The following is an 18225-nucleotide window of genomic DNA, read 5'->3' as shown; positions in this document are numbered from 1 at the left end:
CTCCATCAGCGCCCGTCGGACCCGTCGGGCCCGTCGCTCCATCAGCGCCCGTCGGACCCGTCGGGCCCGTCGCTCCATCAGCGCCCGTCGGACCCGTCGGGCCCGTCGCTCCATCAGCGCCCGTCGGACCCGTCGGACCCGTCGCTCCATCAGCGCCCGTCGGACCGGTCGGACCCGTCGGACCCGTCGGACCTGTCGGGCCCGCCAGGCCGGTCGGTCCTGGCGCACCCGTCGCGCCCTTGGGACCGGCGGAACCGGGAGCGCCCTTGGGACCGGCGGGGCCGGTCTTGCCCTGGCAGCCCTGGAGGACGACGGTTTTCCCGGTGTCCTTCAGCTTCTTGATCCAGACCTTTCCGTTGTAGACCTTGCCCTTGCACGGGCCGGTGGGCGCCGACGCGCCGGCGGCGGGCGTTCCCCCGGCGAACAGACCGGTGAGAAGGATGCCGGTCGCGGACACGACAAGAAGACGAGCATGTGCCATGAAGACCTCATTGATCGTGGAACGATTTCCCGATGATCTTCGCTGTGGCCGATGCCTCTCCCGGGCGCACCGGCACGTCCTGCCGATTCCTTGCCCGAACGTGGCCGGATCCTGCTGTTCAGCGCCGCACGATCACCACATCGCCGACGCGCAGGAGCGAACCGAGCTTCTCCCCCACCTCCATCGGAACCCGGACGCACCCGTGCGAGCGGGGCTTGCGGGGCACGGTCAACGAGCCGTGGATCGCATACCCGCGATGGAAGTAGATCGGTTTGTACATCAGGCCCAGGGGCGCCTCACGCCATCCCCTGAGCTTGCGCACGACGTGGAAGCGGCCCAGCGGTGTCACCGCCCGTCCGCAGCGCCCCTGCACGCAGTAGTACCGTCCCGACCCCGTCGAGACCCTGGTGCGCAGCACGACTCGCCCGCGTTTGATCACTTTCATCCGCTGCGAACCGAGGTCGATCACGACACGTACCCGTGGTCTCGCCCCGGCCTCGGCGGACGCGCCGACGGCCATCAGCCCGGCGCTCAACGCCAGGGTGACCAGGGAACCGGCCAGCATCCGCGAGGTCTTCGCCCCGCCCGTCCTCGTCATCATCACGCTCACCGGATCGGCTGCGTCACCCGGGCGGCGGCCCTGGTGGCGCGGTCGATGCCGGTCATCTTCTCCTCCAGGGTGGCGGGCACCCGGCGGACGTCCGCGGTGATGCCGGCGGCGTCCAGGGCCTTGCGGATGAGGCCGGGGGCGGTGTCGGCGAGACGGACGGTGCGCCCGGCCAGGGTGACGGGCAGGCCGGCTCCGTAGACGTCGGTCTTCAGGTCGTCGACAGTGAAGCTCGCCGCGTATCCGAAGATCACGAGGAGCAGCAGCGGCAGTGCGATGATCATGACCATGGTGCGTTTGTCACGCCGGAGCTCCAGGAACTCCTTCAGAATCATCGCCTTCATCGGCCGCCCCCGGTCCCGTGCCGACCGATGATCGGCTTATGACCAGGCGATACCCATGACCGCAGAGCCGTCAGCGGCCGCCGGGGTAAAGAACTCCCCCGCTCATCGGGGGAACAGGGCTTTGCCGTCGGGGCAGAAGGGGGCGGTGGGGAGGCGTCCGGTGGTGAGGTAGGCGTCGACGGCGGTGCGGCCGCAAGGGGTCTGCACGCCGTGGCCCCAGCCGGTGAGCGTCAGGAGCTTCGCCCTGCCCAGGCGGCGGGTCATGGTGCGGGCCCACGCGTGCGGGGTGGCGTGGTCCCATACCTGGTTGAGCAGCAGGACGGGACGTGCGCCGTGGTTCCACCCGCCGGTGTAGGTGTCGCCGTGGGAGCGCCAGCCCGCGCAGACCGACCGGTCCAGGACGCTCGCCGCGCCGAAGGTGGTGGCCAGCCGGTCGGCGCGGAGGGCGGCCGCCACCCAGGCCGAGTGGCGCCGGGGCATGAGGCCGGCGTCGGAGCAGATCGTGGCGTCGCGGACGTCCCCGAAGTTCAGTTCCCCGGCCGACGGCGATGTCCGGACGATCGGCCGGTGTGGTTTGCGGGCCTCGGCCAGCAGCGTCGGTGAGACGGCCTGCCGCCGCAGCAGGAGCTCTTCGTAAGCGGCCTGAAGCGTGGCCGCGGCCGCCCGGGCGGCGGCGGGGCTGCCCTGGACGAGAGCCTGGGCGGTCGCCCACAGCCCGGTGAAGTGCTCGGAGTTCCGCCTGGTCAGCGCGTTCGCCCTGATGAACCTCAGCAGGACGCGGTACTTGCTCACCGCGTGCGGTGCGAGGGCGCAGCCCCGGCCGGAGCGGTCGCAGGCGACCAGGGCCGCGCGCAGCGTGTTCTCCAGCAGCACTCCGTCGTCGGTGGCGAAGGCGAACGACGGGCGGAACCAGGTCGTGGAGTCCACGACGCCGTGCAGGACCAGGACCCGGTAGCGGGTGGGATGGACGTTGGCGTAGAGGGCGCCGATGACCGTCCCGTAGGAGATCCCGACATACGACAGCCGCCGGTCACCGACCGCCCGCCGGAGCCGGTCGAGGTCGCGGACGTTGTCCATCGAGGTGATGAACGGTGCGAGCGGCTTGGTCCTGCAACCGCGTCCGATCGCCGCGGTGGCGGTGAGCCGGATCAGCATCTCCCGGCGGGTGAGGACGGCGCCCGGTGCCGACTGCGCCGCGACCGCCTGCTCGGTGGGCAGGCACCTCAGGCGGGGCCTGCTCCGGATCACCCCGCGCGGATCCCACGTCACCAGGTCGTACCGCCTGCGGACCGACGCCCCGACATAGTCCTCCCAGTACGACGCCGCCTCCACACCACCGCCGCCGGGCCCGCCCGGGTTGAAGAACACCGACCCCTTCCGCTTCCGCGGATCACGGGCCGGCAGCCGCGCCAGGAAGAGGGTGAGCATCGCCCCGCCGGGACGGGAGTAGTCACGCGGAACCCGGTAGCGGGCGCACTGCCACCCCTCCGGCATGTTCCGGTCCGCCGGGCACTTCCCCCACCGGATCGGCGGCGGCGCGGCCTGCACCGGCTGGCCGTCCCCCGGCCCCGCGGCCGCCCGAGCGGCAGGAACGGCCACCAGACCCCCCACGACGAGCACGAACGGCACCACGCCCGCGGCCAGCCACCGCACCCCTGCCACAAGATCAACAGCCATGCGCAGACGCTAACGACCGCCCCGCTCCGGCCGCACGAACCCGCCCTCCCCCGGCGGAACCTTCACCAGAAGTTGGAACGGCAGGGGTCAGCGGGGGACCAGGCCTCCGTCGGCCAGGAGGACCTGGCCGGTGACGAAGCTGGCGGCGTCGGAGGCCAGGAACAGGGCCGGGCCGACCATCTCGTCGGGGTCGGCCATCCGCTTCTGGAGGGAGGCCTGCTCCATGGCGGTCTGGAACTCGGGAGGGTTGTTGCGGACCATGACGGTGTTCACGGTGCCGGGGGCCAGGGCGTTGACCCGGATGCCGCGCGGGGCGAACTCGGCGGCCATGGAACGGGTGTAGGCCACCATCGCGGCCTTGGCCGCGGCGTACATGGAGATGTAGGGCGAGAAGAGGAAGGCGCCCGCCGACACGACGTTGACGACCGAGGCGCACGGGCTCTCGGTGAGGTGGTCGAGGGCCCGCTGCACCAGGAAGACGGGGCCGCGGACGTTGACGTCCTGGGACTTGGCGAACGCCTCGGAGGTCAGGGAGCCGAGCGGCTGGGCCAGGGGGTTGGCGGCGTTGTTGACGATGATGTCGAGCCTGCCGAAGGTGTCGGCGGTCCGCTGGACGAGGGTGTCGATTTCGTCCAGGTCGCCGAGGTGCGCGGGCACCCCCAGCGCCGTCCCGCCGCCCAGGGTGTTGAGGTGCGCCTCCGCCTCGGCGCAGGCCTCGGGCTTCCGGCTCGCGACGACGACGTGGGCGCCCGCGGCGACGAACCCCTCGGCTATGGCGAGCCCGATGCCCCGGGTCCCCCCGGTGACGACGGCCACCCTCCCCGAGAGGTCGAACAGCGATCGCAGGCGTTCAGCGTCCATGGGGATCAAGGTACAGATCCCGTTTCACGCCCCTTCGGCCAGCACGGGGGTTTCGCCTGAGCCGCAGGTGGGCTAGGGGCTGTTTCAAAGTCGGCGCCCGTGGCGAGCGGCGTCCAGGTGCGTGCCTCGCGGGGGCGGAGGAGGGAGTCGACCTGGTTGGGTCGGCGACCGACGACAACCTCGCGAGGTGCGTGCCTGGACGCCGCGCAGTAGGGCAGTTGACTTTGAAACAGACCCTAGACGGGGAGGTGGCCGGAGACGCTCTCGCCGTAGAGGGCGAAGCCGGAGGCGGTGGGGTGGAGGAAGCGGGAGGACGTGGGCTTGGCGGCGGGGAGGACGAGGACGGAGCCGTTGCCCTTGCGGTCGCGGGGGAGGCCGATGACGAGATCGGCGCGGCGGTCGCCGGTGATGTTGATCAGGTGGACGGAGCGGCCGAAGGCGTCGGAGCGGGGCTGGCCGGGACGGCGGATGACGCGGGCCTTGCCGACGCCCTTCTTCGTGCCGGGGTAGAAGTAGACGCGGCCGCCGCGGTCGGTGTTGACAGGGAGGTAGCCGAGTGCGAGGTCGGCGCGTCCGTCACCGGTCGCGTCGCCGAGGGTGAGGTCGGTGCCGGTGCGCTTGATGACGACCGGCTTGGGGGCGAAGCGCCCGCCCTTGCTGATCTGGACGAAGGTGTTGGCGAAGTAGCCGTTGTAGACGACCTCGGCCTTTCCGTCGCCGGTCAGGTCGGCCGCCGCGATGTGCCGGATGCTGCCGTCGCCGATGGTCTTGTGCCAGATCCTCGTGCCGGAGAAGACCGTGAGCTGGGCGTGCTGGATGCGCGGCGGGCCGCCGTCCGAGCCGCCGTCCTCACCCGTCCAGATGTCGGGGGTGGCCGCGATCAGGTCGTCGACGCCGTCGCCGGAGACGTCGCCGGCCGCGAGGGCGTAGCCGAAGCCGCGCTTGCCGGTCCGGAGCTCACGGGTCGAGGTGAGGCCCTTGGAGTAGAGGGTGACGGCGCTGCCGGACTTCGCGTAGACGGCGAGGTCGCCCCTGCCGTCGTGGTCGAAGTCGCCGGCGGCCATGGCCAGGGTGCCGGGCAGGACCCGGCTGCCCTTGCCGGTCAGGCCCTTCTTCGAGCCGAACAGCAGGACGATCCCCTCGGCGCTGCCCCCGCTGCCGTTCCCGAAGGTGACGGCCAGGTCGGCGTAGCCGTCGCCGTTGAAGTCGTGGCTGACGAAGCTCTTCCCGAACTCCTGCGTGAACCCGGGACCGCCCGGGACGCCCGGGGTCGCCCGCGTGATCAGGACCGGTTTCCCGGTGCCCCTGTAGACGTAGACCCCGCCCGCGCCCCTCGTCCCGCCGACCTTCACCGAGGGGGCGCCGACGACGAGATCGGCGCGGCCGTCCCCGTTGAAGTCCCAGCGCTTGGCCGGTTTCCTCGGCGCCGCCTCGGCCATCTGGCCGGGCACCACGGAGACCATGAGCCCTGCCGCCATCACGAGCACGAGAGATCGACGCACGCCGCCTCCTCTATCAAAGGATTTTCACCCTTTGACACGCCATAGTCCGAAAAGGTTCGGAACAGATCGGAAACTTGTCGCGAGGGACGGGCTCAGCGGGCGGCCGCGTCGAGGAGCAGGGCTTGTACACCAGGGCGGCGGCGTCGGTGACGGTCTTCATCGTGGCCGGGCTCGCGGAGGCGAAGACGTCCACGGGTGCGCCCCGGGTGATCTGCTGGGCGAGCGTGGCGCTGGACCCGAAGTTGGACACGACCTTCACTCCGGCGTGGGCCGCCTCGAACTTCTTGCCGAGCTCGGTGAACGGGCCCGTCAGCGAAGCGGCGCTGATGCGCGATCAGCAGACCTTTGACCATCGCCTCCGACGGGCCTGCCGACCTCGGCTCCGGAATCAGGACCAGAAAGGTCCTTGCCCGAAAAGGATCTTCATTTCCTGCTAAAACGGCTTGGGGGACTTTGTGACGTCAAGGGGAAATTCGACATGCCCGGCAGTGAGCGTGAAATCAAGATCCGCCACTATGTTCTCGCGGGCCTGCTGGCGGCTTTCGTCAGCCTGTGCACGGTCGCGGGCGAAGCCCTGGTCCCGCAGGTCTTCCCGCCGCACGACTTCGAGGAATGGCTGGCCTTTCTCGCGGCCGTCACCCTGTTCACCGTCACCTTCGGCGTCACCACGATCATCGCCGGATTCCTGGACAGGATCGCGGCGGCGATTCCCCGCCGCCCGTTCCGGGGGGTCTCCCGGGAACGGATGCGGAAGATCGGCATGGCAGCGCTGTTCTTCGCGACGCTCGCCCTCGTCATCGGGAACCTCCAGGTGAACCCCGCCGGCGGCGAGCCCCGATGGGTCGTCTCCAAGGACGGGCTGAGCCAGCAGCAGTACTGCGAACGCGCCGGCTACAAATACGTCGGAGGCGACTATTGCCTGCTTCCCGTTTCACTGGACAGAGCCTGCGAGAACGCGCATCCGAAAGAAGGGCGGCTCGCGGCCCGGCTGGCGGAACCCACCGACGCCCAGACGGCCAACTGCTATGACGGAAAGCGGAACGTCGGCGACATCGGCAACATGGGCGAGTACTGCAAGAAGGCGATAACCCCGGCCGACAACCGTTCCGAGTACTACATCGATCCCACCAAGGACAAGACGGCCGACGCGAAGAACGCCTGGAAATGCCGGGAGAAGATCGACCGTGACGCCGTCTGCCAGGGAACGCTCCGCAGAAGCGAGGCGAGGGCGTTCCGGCTCGACCCGGACGGCGACCGCTACGGCTGCCGCTACCCCGAAGAGCCGGCGACCTGAACCGGTCCGCCGGACGGCCGGCGGAAACTTGGGACGGTTTTGATCATTTTTCGGCGCGGTCGATCCCGGGGCCGGCCGCCGGATGTAAAACGCTCTCTTCATGACCATGAAGGCTGGAGTGAGACATTCCACTGTGTGCCTGCTGCTGGCGGCCTCGGGCCTCGTCGCCCTGCCGGGTCTGACGGCGGCGGCGTCGGACCGGTCCGCCGCCAGGGTGCCGGGTGTCCCTCAGGATCCGTCGGTGCTGTTCACCGAGGACTTCGAGAACCGGGCGAACCCCGCGGCCGAGCAGGCGCTGACCGCCTACACCGGGATCAGCGGGCAGACCTATTCGGGTGATCCGTTCTGGGTGAGCGCGCCGAACTGCAACGGGTTCATCCTCAACTACGACAACACCGCCAACCCGGCGGACTGCACGGTGATCCAGCCCCAGGCCGAGCCGCACTCCCGGCTGCGGTCGCTGGTGTACGCGATGGGGCAGGTCAACGGCACCACGCCGCCGAACACCAACAGCGCCCTCGCCGAGTACACCGAGGGCAGCCCGCCGGCGGGCGAGGAGATCCAGTTCCAGACCGCGAACCCGATCCCCATCCCGGCCGGTGGCAACCGCTACCTGTCGGCGAAGGTGACCGCCGGTGCGGTGAACTGCGCGATCGCCGCGCCGCCGCTGCTGCAGTTCATCGCCGTCAACGGGCCGACCGAGCTCCCCATCGGCGGCTCGATCAACGTGTGCACCGCGGCGGGCCAGGACTACACCGTCCCCGACCCGCGCGGCGGCACCGTCACGGTCCACGCCGGAGAGTTCGTGACGCCCAACGCGGTGCTGTACCCGGGCTCCACGCTCGGCCTGCGGGTCAGGAACAAGCAGCCGACCGGCAACGGCAACGACGGAGCCCTGGACGACATCGAGATCGTCGACTCCACGCCGACGCTGGACAAGTCCTTCTCCCCCGCCGAGATCGGCGAGGCCCAGACCTCGACCCTGACGTTCACCGTCACCAACACGAGCGAGCTGGCGGGCAAGGCGGGCTGGTCGTTCACCGACACCCTGCCGTCCGGCATGAAGGTGGCGTCCCCGTCCAACGCGTCGACGACCTGCGCCAATGGCAAGGTCACCGCGGTCGCCGGCACCGGGACGGTGACGGTGACGGGCGACCTGAAGAACGGCGACACCTCCTGCACGGTCAGCGTCGATGTGAAGGCCCCGATCGGCACCTACACCAACGGGCCCGACAACACCGACGAGAAGGGCCTCAACCCGCCGCAGCCGTCCGATCTGGTGGTGAAGCCGCAGGTCGACCTGAAGATCGCCAAGGGCTTCTCGCCCAAGAACTACCAGCCGGGCAAGCCGCTCAACTACACCGTGATCGTCTCCAACGCCGGACCGAGCACCGCGACCGGCGTTCAGGTCGTCGACGACGTCCCGCTGGAAAACGTCACCTGGACGTGCGCGGGCAGCGGCGGGGCGACCTGCACGGCCTCCGGCAGCGGGGACCTGAACGACAGCGCGACGATCCCGGCCGGCGGCAAGGTCACCTACACGATCACCGGAGTTCCCGCCGACGGCACGGTGGGAGACCTGCCCAACACGGCGACCGCAACCAGGCCGGAGGACGTCGTCGATCCCCAGTGCGATCCGGACTGCTCCAGCAAGGTCGTCACACCGGGCCGTCCCAGCCTGAAGATCGTCAAGACGGCGAAGCCCGCCGGTCCCGCGGTCCTGGAAGCGGGCGACCGCATCACCTACACCTTCGTGGTCACCAACACCGGCGCGGAGCCGCTCCTCGGGGTGGAGATCGAGGACAAGCCGTTCAGCGGCACCGGCACGCCGCCCAAGGTGATCTGCCCGCCCGCCATCAACCCGCTCGACCCGGGTGAGACGGTGACCTGCCACGCCACCTACAAGCTCACCCAGGCCGACGTGGACGCTGGAGGGGTCACCAACACCGCGGCGGCGTCCGGGCAGACGCCGCGTGGCCTTCCCGACATCTCACCGCCGTCACCCACCAATGTGATCGTGAAGCCGGACCCGTCGGTCAAGCTCGTCAAGCGCGCCGAGCCCGCCACGTTCACCGCCGCCGGCCAGAAGATCAGCTTCACGCTCACCGCGACCAACACCGGCAACGTGACCCTGAAGAACGTCAAGATCCATGACATTCCCACCAGCGGCAACATCACGATCCGCTGCCCGAAGAAGGCCAAGCGCGGCCTCGCTCCGGGCCGGAAGCTCACCTGCGCGGGCACCTACACCACCACCCAGAAGGACGTGAAGCGCGGCAAGATCATCAACAGCGCCTACGTCGACGGGGACACCCCCGACGGAGGCACCGTCGGCCCGCACACCCACAAGGCCGCCAAATCCAAGGCCAAGGTCGGCTACGGCCGCTGCCGCGCCACTACCTCCTCAGCCGCGGCCCGGCTCTCCTGCCGCCCGGCGGAATCCGCCTGACGCTCGCGCCCGGGGGCCGCGCCCAGCGTGGCCCCCGGGGACGGACGCGGGCAGGGCGAGGACCATCACCTCGCGGCACCGGCCTCCTGTGAGCCGGGCGGCCTGACGGCTCCTCTTCGATGACGACGGCGGCGTGTCTGTTGGTGGAGGTTTGGCACTCGGGGGAGATTGCCCGGAGCGGGTCCGGGCGAATGACCTCATATGTCGACTGTTCCGGTCATGGGGGTGTCCTGGACGGTCGCGGCCGTCTGCCTCGGGCTGCTGCTCGCGACGGTGGCGCTGGTGCCCGCCGCCTACTGGCTGCGGGACCGGCGCGGACGCCGGCGCTGGCAGCGGGCGGCACGGGTGCGCCCGCTGCTGCTGCGGCTGGCCGCCGAGGGCGACGACGAGGAGGAGCTGCTGGCCGAGCTCGGGCGCGTCGGACCGCGGACCTGGCGGGCGGCCCGGCCTCAGCTCGTCTCCCTGCTGTACAAGACGCGGGGATCGGCCCAGGCGGGGCTGGCAGAGGTCATGGAGCAGCGGGGCGAGATGCGGCGGCTGCTCGCCGCCACGAGCGGGTGGAGCCCGCTGCTGCGCCGCAGGGCCGCCCATCTTCTCGGGGCCGCGGGCTGGGAGCCGGGCCGCAACAGGCTCACCTTCCTTTTGCGCGACGCCGATCCCGAGGTCCGGGCGGCGGCGGCGCTGGCGCTCGGCCGGATCGGGGATCCCCGCTCGGCGCGGCCGCTGCTCAAAGCCCTGGCGGGTCACCGGCCGGTGGGTCCCGATCCGGTCGCGGCGGCACTGGTCCGGCTCGGGCCCGCGGCCGCGCCCCAGCTCCGTGCGGGACTGGAGTCCCCTCAGCCGCGCGCCCGCAGCACGAGCGCCGCGGCCCTGGGGGTCCTCGGTGGCCCCCGGGACGTGCGCGAGCTGCTGTCGCGGCTGGAGCGGGAGGAGGAGGCGGACGTCCGGGTGGCGATCCTCGGGGCGCTCGGCCGTCTCGGCTCCCCCGCCTCGGCCGGCGCGATCTCCGCCCGCCTCGGCGATCACGATCCGGCCGTCAGGAGGGCCGCCGCCGAGGCCCTGGGCGAGCTGGGCGCGGGTTCCACCGCCGAGGCCCTGCGCGCGGCCCTGGACGACCCCGACCCCGCGAACGCGCGCGCCGCCGCCGACGCCCTCCTCCGCCTGGAAGGATCCTGATGGACTGGTTCGTCACCCTGGTCGACGGCCTCGGCTGGGCGCTCGTCCTCTACTACCTGGTCGCCGCGCTGGGCGCGCTGGCACTGACCCTGATCGCCGCGGCCACGCTGCTGCGCCGGAGGCGGGCCGGGGAGGACGCCGACGAGGAGGCCTTCGCCAATCCGTTCAGCCCCGCCGTCTCGATCATCCTGACCGTGCAGGACATCGGGCCGGACACCGGGGAGCGGATCCGTGCGCTGCTCGGGCTGCGGTATCCGCGGCTCGAGGTCGTGGTCGTCGCCGACGGCGTCCCCGAGGCCGACCTGGCCCCGATCGTCGAGCGGTTCGGGCTGAACCCCCGGCTGTGGATCGGCGCGGGGCTGAAGACCAGTGCCCGGGTGACGGGCTGCTGGTCCGGGCGGGGCCTCACCCTCGTCGCCGCCACCGCGAAGAACGACACCGACGCCCTGAACTGCGGGATCGCCACGGCCAGGCATCCGCTCGTCTGCCTGACCCGGATCGAGGCCGTCCTGGACGGCAGCGCGCTGCTGACGATGGTCGCGCCGTTCCTCGACGATCCCGGCCGGGTCGTCGCGGCCGCCTCGGTCCCCCGGGCCCTCGACGGCTCCAAGGTCGTGGCCGGACGCGTCACCGAGGCGAGGGCCCCCGAGAGGCTGGAAGACCGCAGGGGCGCGCTGGCCCTCCTGCGCCGCGGACTGATCAACGGTGTGGCGCGATCCCGGCTGAACGCGACCACGGATCTCCCGGCCGAACTGTCGGTGTACCGGCGTGAGCTGCTGTCCGGGCTCGGCGGGGCCGGTCCCGACCTGGCGCTGCGCATCCACGGCTCGCTGAAGGGCGGCGACGGCTACCGGATCGCCATCGTCCCGGACCCCATCGTCTGGGTGCCTCTCGGACGCTCCGCGCACGTCGTCCGGCGCCGGTCCGTGCCCGGCCCCATCAGCCTGGTCGAGACCCCCTGGCGGCTGCTCAGGATCCTCGCGCCGTGGGCGAACCGGCTGCTGTTCGTCTACCTCGGGCTGGCCGCCGTCGGCGGAGTCCTGGCCCTGACCGGGCATGACGGGGTGAACCCCGCCGTCGTCCTGCTCCTCCTGGCCTTCGCCGGGCTGGTGCCGATGACCGTCACCGCCGCCGGGCTGGCCCTGGAGGTCCTCGCCTTCCGCCACTACGACCGGGTCCGTGAGCCTGTCCGGCTGCTCGCCGCCGTCCCGCTGCACGGCGGCGTCTCCTGACTTCTACTCCTCCTTGGCGACGGGGCCGGTGAGGGTCTCGGAGTTGCGGCGGGTCTTGGCCCAGCCGCCCTGACCGCGGATCATCCGGATCAACGCCTTCCACGAGGTGATGATCACCAGGTGGATGTAGCCGATGAACACCAGGCTCCAGCCCGCCGTCCGCCACACGCCCGCCTTCTCGTCCCGCTGGTAGAAGATCCCCCACACCCAGTGCTGGGCGAACGACAGCAGGACGTACAGGAACGGCATCAGGATCAGGATCAGCGGGGCGTCGATCACCCCGGTGACCGCGAGCACGGTGTAGATGATCGGCAGGGGGATGAAGACCAGGCTGCCGATGACGTTCAGCCACGGCTGGAGCAGGAAGTAGGAGATCTCCAGCACCCCCCGGTCGGCGAACCGGGGGGACGCCCACACGCTCGGCATCAGTTTCAGGCACTGCATGGTGCCCTGGGTCCAGCGGGTGCGCTGCGCCATCCACCGGCGCATGCTCCACAGGGCCTCCTGCTCGACATAGGTGTCGCGGGTGAACTCGGTCTCCCAGCCGGCGAGCAGGAGGAACGCGCCGAGTTCGAAGTCCTCGACCAGGCTGCCGCCCCAGATCCGGCCCAGCCGGGCCTGGAGGTCGTGCAGCGCGGACAGCCGGGTGAACTGGCCGTTGCCGCCCATGGCGACCGTCCCGACCTCGCGGCGGCGGGCCTGCTGGGCGGCGATGGGCCCGCGGAACTCCAGGTCCTGCATCCGGATGAGGATGCGGGACAGGAGGTTGCGGAAGCGGCCCGCGCCGGGACGCGGGGCCGGGTCATGGCGGTTGATCATGCGGACCTCGACCTGCACGGCTCCGACCGCCAGATCGCCGAACAGCTCCGGGCCCGCGCAGACGGCCAGGGCGTCGGGGGCCAGCCGGCCGTCCGCGTCGACCACTCCGACGATCTCGAGGTCGGGGTCGCCGCCGGCGAAGGCGGTGATGGCGTCCACCGCGGCGTTCAGGGCGTCGCCCTTGCCGGTGCGGGCGTCGGGCAGGCGGCGCGAGACGAGATGGAGCCGTTCGTCGCCGCGGGTCAGGTTCTGGACGATCGCCGCGGTGGCGTCCTCGGAGGCGTCGTCGATCACCCAGAGATGGGCGTGGGGGAACAGCTCACGCAGGTCGGAGACCGTTCTGCCGATGACGGCCTCCTCGTCGCGGCACGGCACGGCGAGATGCCACCCGAACTGGCCGGGGTCGCCCGGCAGATAGGTGAGCGGGCGCCGGTGGACCCGGATCAGACCGGCCAGATAGACCAGGAACACGCTCGCCAGGAACACACCGAGCAGCGAGCCGAGGGTGAAGACGATCTCCCAGATCAATTCTGCTCTCCAGGAAGCGGCACGGGGCCGTAGACGAGCCGGATTCCCACGGCGACCGCCACGACCATGATCAACTGAGTGAGGCCGGGGGTGATGGCCTGGGAGAGGAGCGAGGCCCGCTCCGTCGGCCAGAACGACAGCACCCACGCCGTCGCGGCGATGACGCCGACCGTGAGCACCCCGTTGACGAACAGCAGGACGCCGAGCGTGGCGAGCACCCGGACGACCGGCAGCCGCAGGCTGAGCAGGACCGTGCCGGAGAGCGCCACCCAGGGGATCATCATGGCCGACACCGACTGGAGGACCGTGAGCGTGATGGTGAACTTCGGCCATTCGAGATTGGCGCCCACGGCCTCGGCGCCTCCCGGCAGTACCCGCGCCAGGAACCGGATCTCGGCCTCGCGCAGCGGCCGCACGAAGATCAGCAGCAGGAGCGCGGTGAGCAGCAGTCCGATCGCGATGACCCGGCGGCTCATCCTTCCGCCGTGGGCGCGACGATGCTGCCGCCGAACCCGGCGGCCTTGAGGATCTCCGACCGGTCGTATCCGCTTCCGTAGCGTTCGGGCGCCGCGTCCCGGAACGCCAGGTTCTCCAGCGCCCGGACGATCCGGTCGGCCGCGTGCCCGTCCCCGTACGGGTTGGGGGCGGCCGCCATGGCCAGATGGTGGGCGGGATCGGCCAGCAGCCGGTTCGCCTCGTCGACGATCCGCGAGGGATCGGTGCCGACGAGCCTGAGCGTCCCCGCCGTCAGGCCCTCCTGGCGTTCGGTGGAGTCCCTGGTCACCAGGACGGGCGTGCCCAGGGACGGCGCCTCCTCCTGGATCCCGCCGGAATCACTGATCGCGAAGTGGGCCCGCCGGAGCAGGCGCGCGAACTGCGGGTACCCCATCGGCCGGACGAGCCGGACGTTCCGGTGCCCCTCCAGCACCGGCCGCAGCGCCCTGCCGACCAGCGGATTGGGATGCACCGGCAGCACGAACCTGACGTACGGGGAGTCCTCGGCGAGCTGGGCGACGGCCTGCGCGATCCGGCTCAGCCCGCCGTCCCAGTTCTCCCTGCGGTGCGCCGTGATCACCACGACGGTGCCGTCCTCGTCGTTCTCCAGATCCTCGAGCCCGGGTTCGCCGTAGGGCACCCGCAGCTCGGACGCCCAGCGGAGCGCGTCGATGCCGGTGTTGCCGGTCACGAAGATCTGCCCGATCGGGACTCCCTCCCGGATCAGGTTCTCCTTGTTGGTCAGGGTGGGCGCCAGATGGAACTGGGCGATCCGGCCGATGAGCTGCCGGTTGAGCTCCTCGGGGAAGGGGGTGAGCGTCGAGTGGGTGCGCAGTCCCGCCTCCACATGGCAGACCGGGATCCGCATGTGGAAGGAGGCCACCGCCGCGGCCGCGGCCGAGCTGGTGTCCCCGTGGACCAGCGCCGCGGCCGGGAACCGGCTGTCGAAGCCCCGGTCGACGACCGAGTCGTGTTCGCCGAACTCCTCCAGGCACACCCGCTCCAGACCCGAGACGACCCCGGCGAACAGCTGGTTGAGGCCGCCCCCGCCCTCGCAGCCCAGGACGACGTCCGGTTTCACGTCGGCCAGGCCGAGGATCTCCGCGACCATCTCCTCGTGCTGCCCTGTGGAGACGACGAAGGGCGTGAACCGCCGCGACGCCCGCAGCTCCAGGATCAGGGGAAGCAGCTTGATGGCCTCCGGCCTGGTCCCGACCAGCACCATGACCCGGGTCTTGTCCATGTCGCCCCCTGTAGGCCCGTCGACTGAAAGCCGTCGCCTACTTCAGCGGCGGCCGCGGGCGAGGACCGCCCGCGCCCTGGTGAGCAGCTCCCGCGGGCTGAACGGCTTGGTGACGTAGTCGTCGGCGCCCGCCGCGAACCCCTGTTCGAGATCCGACTCCTGCGCCTTGGCCGTCAGCATGATCACCGGAACCCGGTCGAGCGCCGGGTCCTTGCGGAACTCCCGGCAGACGTCCAGGCCGCTCATGCCCGGCATCATCAGGTCGAGGACGATCAGATCGGGGATCTTCGTCCGGCCCAGTTCCAGCGCGTCGTCGCCGTTGCCCGCCGTGATCACGTCGAAGCCCGACTGCTCGAACTTCAAGCTCACGAGATCACAGATGTCGGGATCGTCGTCGACCACCAGGATGACCGCCATAGTGGAAGAAATAACCCCCGCCCGGGCCGCCGAATCCGATTTGGCGATGTCTTTGCGCCCACGCGCCAAGTCCTTTATCACCGGACCCGCCGAGGTTCCTGCCGATCCTTGACCTCTGGCTGGCCTACGGAAAACAGTCAAAGGGGTAGATCTTAGGAAGTTCACCAAATTCGGGCGGGGTGGAAAATGGGGATCAACCAAAAATCAGTGAAGATCGGTGTCGCCGTTTTCGCGGGTGTGCTGATGCTGATCTCCGGCATCTGGAACGTGCTGACGGGCTTCGCGGCGATCATCCGGGACGACTACTTCGTGGTGGCGCCCCGCTATCTCTACAAGTTCGACGTCACCCTCTGGGGCTGGGTGCATCTGATCCTGGGCCTGGCCGTCGCCGGAGCCGGGGCCGCCCTCATGGCGGGCAAGGACTTCGCCCGGATCACCGCCCTCGTCCTGGCCCTCGTCAGCATGATCCTTCAGTTCATGTGGCTGGCCTACCAGCCGCTGTGGGCGATCCTCGTCATCGCCCTCGACGTCCTGGTCATCTGGGCCCTGCTGAAGGACCCCTGGGAGAACGAACTGTCCTGACCGGCCGACTTCCGCCGGAAAGAGCACGACGAAAGGAAACCGTTCATGGACGACTACCCGCTCCTCGACATCTTCTGGAGCATGTTCATCTTCTTCATGTGGATCATGTGGTTCGTCCTGCTCTTCAGGGTGATCAGCGACATCTTCCGCAGCAACGACCTGGGAGGCTGGGCCAAGGCCGGATGGATCACCTTCACGATCCTCCTGCCGTTCCTCGGCGTCCTCGTCTACGTCATCGTTCGCGGCCGGTCCATGACCGACCGGGACGTCCAGCAGCTCCAGCGCCGCGACGAGGCCTTCCGCGCCTACGTCCGCGACGCGGCCGGCGACAAGCCCGCCAACAACGACGCGGCCCAGCTCGCCACCCTCGCCGACCTCCGCGAGCGCGGTGTCCTCACCGAGGCCGAGTTCCAGAAGGCCAAGGCGGGCATCATCGGGGAGCAGCCCACCATGTCCCAGACCTCGAACGGGCGCGCCACGACCGGCGTCCAGGGCTGACCCGATCCACGGCCGGAGGCCGGCGCGCGGACTTCTCCGCGCGCCGGCCTCCGCATGTGCGGGCCCGCCCGGCTCACTGGCGGACCAGGCTGAGGGGGGAGACGAAGGTGTAGCCGAGCTTCCGGATGCCCTCGACGGTCTCCTTGAGATGCTCGACATCGAGATAGCCGTGGTAGAAGAAGCTCGCGAAGCCGTCCCTGACCACCAGGTTGGCCTCGGCGGACTCGACGATCTGCCCGGGCGTGCGGGCGCTGTGGTTGTTGTAGCCCTTGGGGATGTAGTTGCCGAGGTTCTCCGGGATCAGGACGCCGCCGTAGACGTCCTTCACGGGGTAGGGCAGGAACTGGCCCTGCGCCTTCGCCGGGTCGGGCTTGCCCCGGTAGAAGCCGGGGAACAGCAGCGGACGCTCGTAGCGGGCGCCGAACTCCTCCCGGAACACCTTGTAGTCCGTCGCGGAGGCGGCGTAGTGCGGGGTGGTCCACAGCGGCGCCTTCAGGCCCGCCTTCGTGAGCTCCTCGCGGCCCCGCGTCACCCGGTCGCGGGCCCATTCGGCGCTGTCCTCCGCCACCGGACCCTCGAAGACGACGTTGTCGCTCGCGTCGATGTGCGCCCGGTAGAACTCGAAGTCGTTCCCGGTGACGCTGTCGTAGGGGTTGTTCACGTCCTTGTACTGGTGGGTGTAGCCGTGCATGTCGGGGACGCCCCCGTGCTCGGCCATGTACTTCAGCACCGACACCAGTTCGGGCCGCTCGGTGAGGGGCGTGCGCTTGTCCGCCTTGCCGTCCACGAAGAACGGGACGACCTCGAAGGTGTAGGGGATCTGCGCGCCGTTCAGGTACTCGGCGAGGGCGCGGACGGTGTCCGGTGAGGTATCGGGGTTGATGTCCTCCAGCCGGAGCAGGGCCCGGTGCCGCTCGGGGGCCTCCGGCGCGAGCGCGTCGTACATGAGGTCGGCGAGGACCACCGAGCGGTCGCCCTCGACGGCCGAGTCGAAGGGGACCTCGCCGATGTAGGTGAGGTTCCCCGAGCGGAGCGCCCACGGGAAGCGGTCACCGTTGTCCGCTGACGCCTCGGCCACGGTCACCGCCTTCTTCGGGTCGGTGACCACGGGCCGGAGCACTCCGGAGCCGCCCGCCACGACCGTTCTGGGCAGGGACCGCTCCTTGTAGGAGACCGACGTCACCGGGCTGGCCGTGAAGAAGGTCGACTTGGCCGGATCCCAGCCGAAGCGCTCGGTGAAGGAGGCTCCGGCCTTCGTGGCGAGGTGCCAGATGTTGTCGTTGAACCAGACGACCGGCCTCGACGAGGAGAGGACCTCGGTGAGGAAGGCCTGGGGGAGGTCGCCCGGCTTCTCCAGGTAGGTCGTGCCGAGATAGAAGGTCGCCGTGTGGCTCGCGATCTCCCCCGCCTTGTAGGCGCTGATCGGCTCGGTCCGCACCGTGCCGAACCGCCCCGCGAGGTTGGTGAGCATCATGCCGTACAGCTCGCCGAGGAAGGCGAACTCGCCCTTGTCGTCGTAGAGCACCAGGGCGGACGCACCCTCGGTGACCGGCTCGAAGGGCTTCGTCCGCCCGGCCGAGGTGAGCTCCGCCGCCTCCTGCCACGCGGCCTTCTCCGCCTTCCTGTCGGGCCCCGGCACCATCAGGAACCCGGCCAGCAGGGCGCATCCCGCGACGATGAGGATCCACCAGCGTCTCTTCATGGTCGGCCCGTCTTTCGGTGGTGCTTGCGGTGGTGGCGAGCGAGGCGGCTCACCGTGGTGGCATGGGCCTGAGGCTCTTCATGCTGGGAGCATGTCCACAAGATCATGGACCGTACCGCCGCACACTCCGCTTTGCCGCTGCTCTTAAGAGATCTTGGCCCTGGGCGCCGTCGTCAGGGCGCGATCGTCGTGGCTCTGCCGCCGAAACCCGGTGTCGGGGCCGATGGTCGGCCACGTCTCGTACCTGCTCCGGAGAGCCGTCCGCCCGGACGGCCGGCACCCGTCTCCCGCGAAGGGCGAAGTTTATGATCTTGCGCC

General features: G+C 70.3%; 17 protein-coding genes. 6 read left to right on the top strand and 11 right to left on the bottom strand.

Annotated features, from left to right (window positions below):
* Positions 1–599 precede the first annotated feature (599 nt).
* From ABD785_RS22625 to ABD785_RS22600, 6 genes are all read right to left on the bottom strand, one after another.
* The gene (locus tag ABD785_RS22625; RefSeq protein ID WP_344831608.1) at positions 600–1082 is read right to left on the bottom strand and encodes a L,D-transpeptidase; all 483 of its coding nucleotides are present in this window, start codon (positions 1080–1082) and stop codon (positions 600–602) included.
* 5 nt (positions 1083–1087) lie between these two features.
* Positions 1088–1432, bottom strand: a complete 345-nt coding sequence (locus ABD785_RS22620) for a hypothetical protein (protein ID WP_344831606.1) — start codon at positions 1430–1432, stop codon at positions 1088–1090.
* Positions 1433–1534: 102 nt separating this feature from the next.
* A complete protein-coding gene (locus ABD785_RS22615; protein WP_344831605.1) occupies positions 1535–3109 on the bottom strand; it encodes an alpha/beta hydrolase in 1575 nt (524 codons plus the stop codon).
* Positions 3110–3196: 87 nt separating this feature from the next.
* A complete protein-coding gene (locus tag ABD785_RS22610) occupies positions 3197–3970 on the bottom strand; it encodes an SDR family NAD(P)-dependent oxidoreductase (protein ID WP_344831603.1) in 774 nt (257 codons plus the stop codon).
* A gap of 236 nt (positions 3971–4206) precedes the next feature.
* Positions 4207–5472: an FG-GAP and VCBS repeat-containing protein gene (locus tag ABD785_RS22605; RefSeq protein ID WP_344831600.1), complete on the bottom strand. Its 1266-nt coding sequence runs from the start codon at positions 5470–5472 to the stop codon at positions 4207–4209.
* Positions 5473–5485: 13 nt separating this feature from the next.
* Positions 5486–5785, bottom strand: coding sequence for a molybdate ABC transporter substrate-binding protein (locus tag ABD785_RS22600; RefSeq protein WP_344831765.1), 300 nt, complete (start codon positions 5783–5785; stop codon positions 5486–5488).
* A gap of 165 nt (positions 5786–5950) precedes the next feature.
* Between ABD785_RS22600 and ABD785_RS22595 the strand changes: the two genes are divergently transcribed.
* The 4 genes from ABD785_RS22595 (at position 5951) to ABD785_RS22580 (ending at position 11623) form a co-directional block, all read left to right on the top strand.
* Positions 5951–6766: a hypothetical protein gene (locus ABD785_RS22595; protein ID WP_344831598.1), complete on the top strand. Its 816-nt coding sequence runs from the start codon at positions 5951–5953 to the stop codon at positions 6764–6766.
* Between the two features lie 118 nt (positions 6767–6884).
* Entirely contained in the window at positions 6885–9215 is a 2331-nt protein-coding gene (locus ABD785_RS22590; protein WP_344831596.1) for a DUF7507 domain-containing protein, read from the top strand.
* Positions 9216–9416: 201 nt separating this feature from the next.
* A complete protein-coding gene (locus ABD785_RS22585) occupies positions 9417–10391 on the top strand; it encodes a HEAT repeat domain-containing protein (protein WP_344831594.1) in 975 nt (324 codons plus the stop codon).
* On the top strand, positions 10391–11623 hold the full coding sequence (locus ABD785_RS22580) for a glycosyltransferase family protein (RefSeq protein WP_344831592.1): 1233 nt from the start codon (positions 10391–10393) through the stop codon (positions 11621–11623). The genes ABD785_RS22585 and ABD785_RS22580 overlap by 1 nt, the downstream gene beginning before the upstream one ends.
* Before the next feature lie 3 nt (positions 11624–11626).
* On the opposite strand, the gene ABD785_RS22575 is transcribed toward ABD785_RS22580, so the two are convergent.
* Genes ABD785_RS22575 through ABD785_RS22560 form a run of 4 tightly spaced genes read right to left on the bottom strand, consistent with a single transcriptional unit; the run spans position 11627 to position 15125 of the window.
* Positions 11627–12970, bottom strand: a complete 1344-nt coding sequence (locus ABD785_RS22575; protein WP_344831589.1) for an XrtP-associated glycosyltransferase — start codon at positions 12968–12970, stop codon at positions 11627–11629.
* The gene (locus ABD785_RS22570) at positions 12967–13446 is read right to left on the bottom strand and encodes a hypothetical protein (RefSeq protein ID WP_344831586.1); all 480 of its coding nucleotides are present in this window, start codon (positions 13444–13446) and stop codon (positions 12967–12969) included. Before ABD785_RS22570 ends, ABD785_RS22575 begins: the two co-directional genes overlap by 4 nt.
* Complete coding sequence (gene wecB, locus ABD785_RS22565) at positions 13443–14708, bottom strand: non-hydrolyzing UDP-N-acetylglucosamine 2-epimerase (protein WP_344831584.1); 1266 nt, start codon at positions 14706–14708, stop codon at positions 13443–13445. Before wecB ends, ABD785_RS22570 begins: the two co-directional genes overlap by 4 nt.
* Before the next feature lie 42 nt (positions 14709–14750).
* Positions 14751–15125 (bottom strand): response regulator transcription factor, encoded by a 375-nt coding sequence (locus tag ABD785_RS22560; protein ID WP_344831582.1) that lies wholly within the window; start codon positions 15123–15125, stop codon positions 14751–14753.
* Between the two features lie 207 nt (positions 15126–15332).
* On the opposite strand from ABD785_RS22560, the gene ABD785_RS22555 reads away from it, so the two are divergent.
* Complete coding sequence (locus ABD785_RS22555) at positions 15333–15707, top strand: DUF7144 family membrane protein (RefSeq protein ID WP_344831580.1); 375 nt, start codon at positions 15333–15335, stop codon at positions 15705–15707.
* Positions 15708–15752: 45 nt separating this feature from the next.
* A complete protein-coding gene (locus ABD785_RS22550; protein WP_344831579.1) occupies positions 15753–16205 on the top strand; it encodes an SHOCT domain-containing protein in 453 nt (150 codons plus the stop codon).
* Positions 16206–16278: 73 nt separating this feature from the next.
* On the opposite strand, the gene ABD785_RS22545 is transcribed toward ABD785_RS22550, so the two are convergent.
* Positions 16279–17907: a DUF2334 domain-containing protein gene (locus tag ABD785_RS22545; RefSeq protein WP_344831577.1), complete on the bottom strand. Its 1629-nt coding sequence runs from the start codon at positions 17905–17907 to the stop codon at positions 16279–16281.
* Between the last annotated feature and the right edge of the window lie 318 nt (positions 17908–18225).

Source organism: Actinocorallia longicatena (genome assembly GCF_039534125.1).
Taxonomy (GTDB): domain Bacteria; phylum Actinomycetota; class Actinomycetes; order Streptosporangiales; family Streptosporangiaceae; genus Actinocorallia; species Actinocorallia longicatena.
This window is presented reverse-complemented; position numbering and strand designations above follow the sequence as displayed.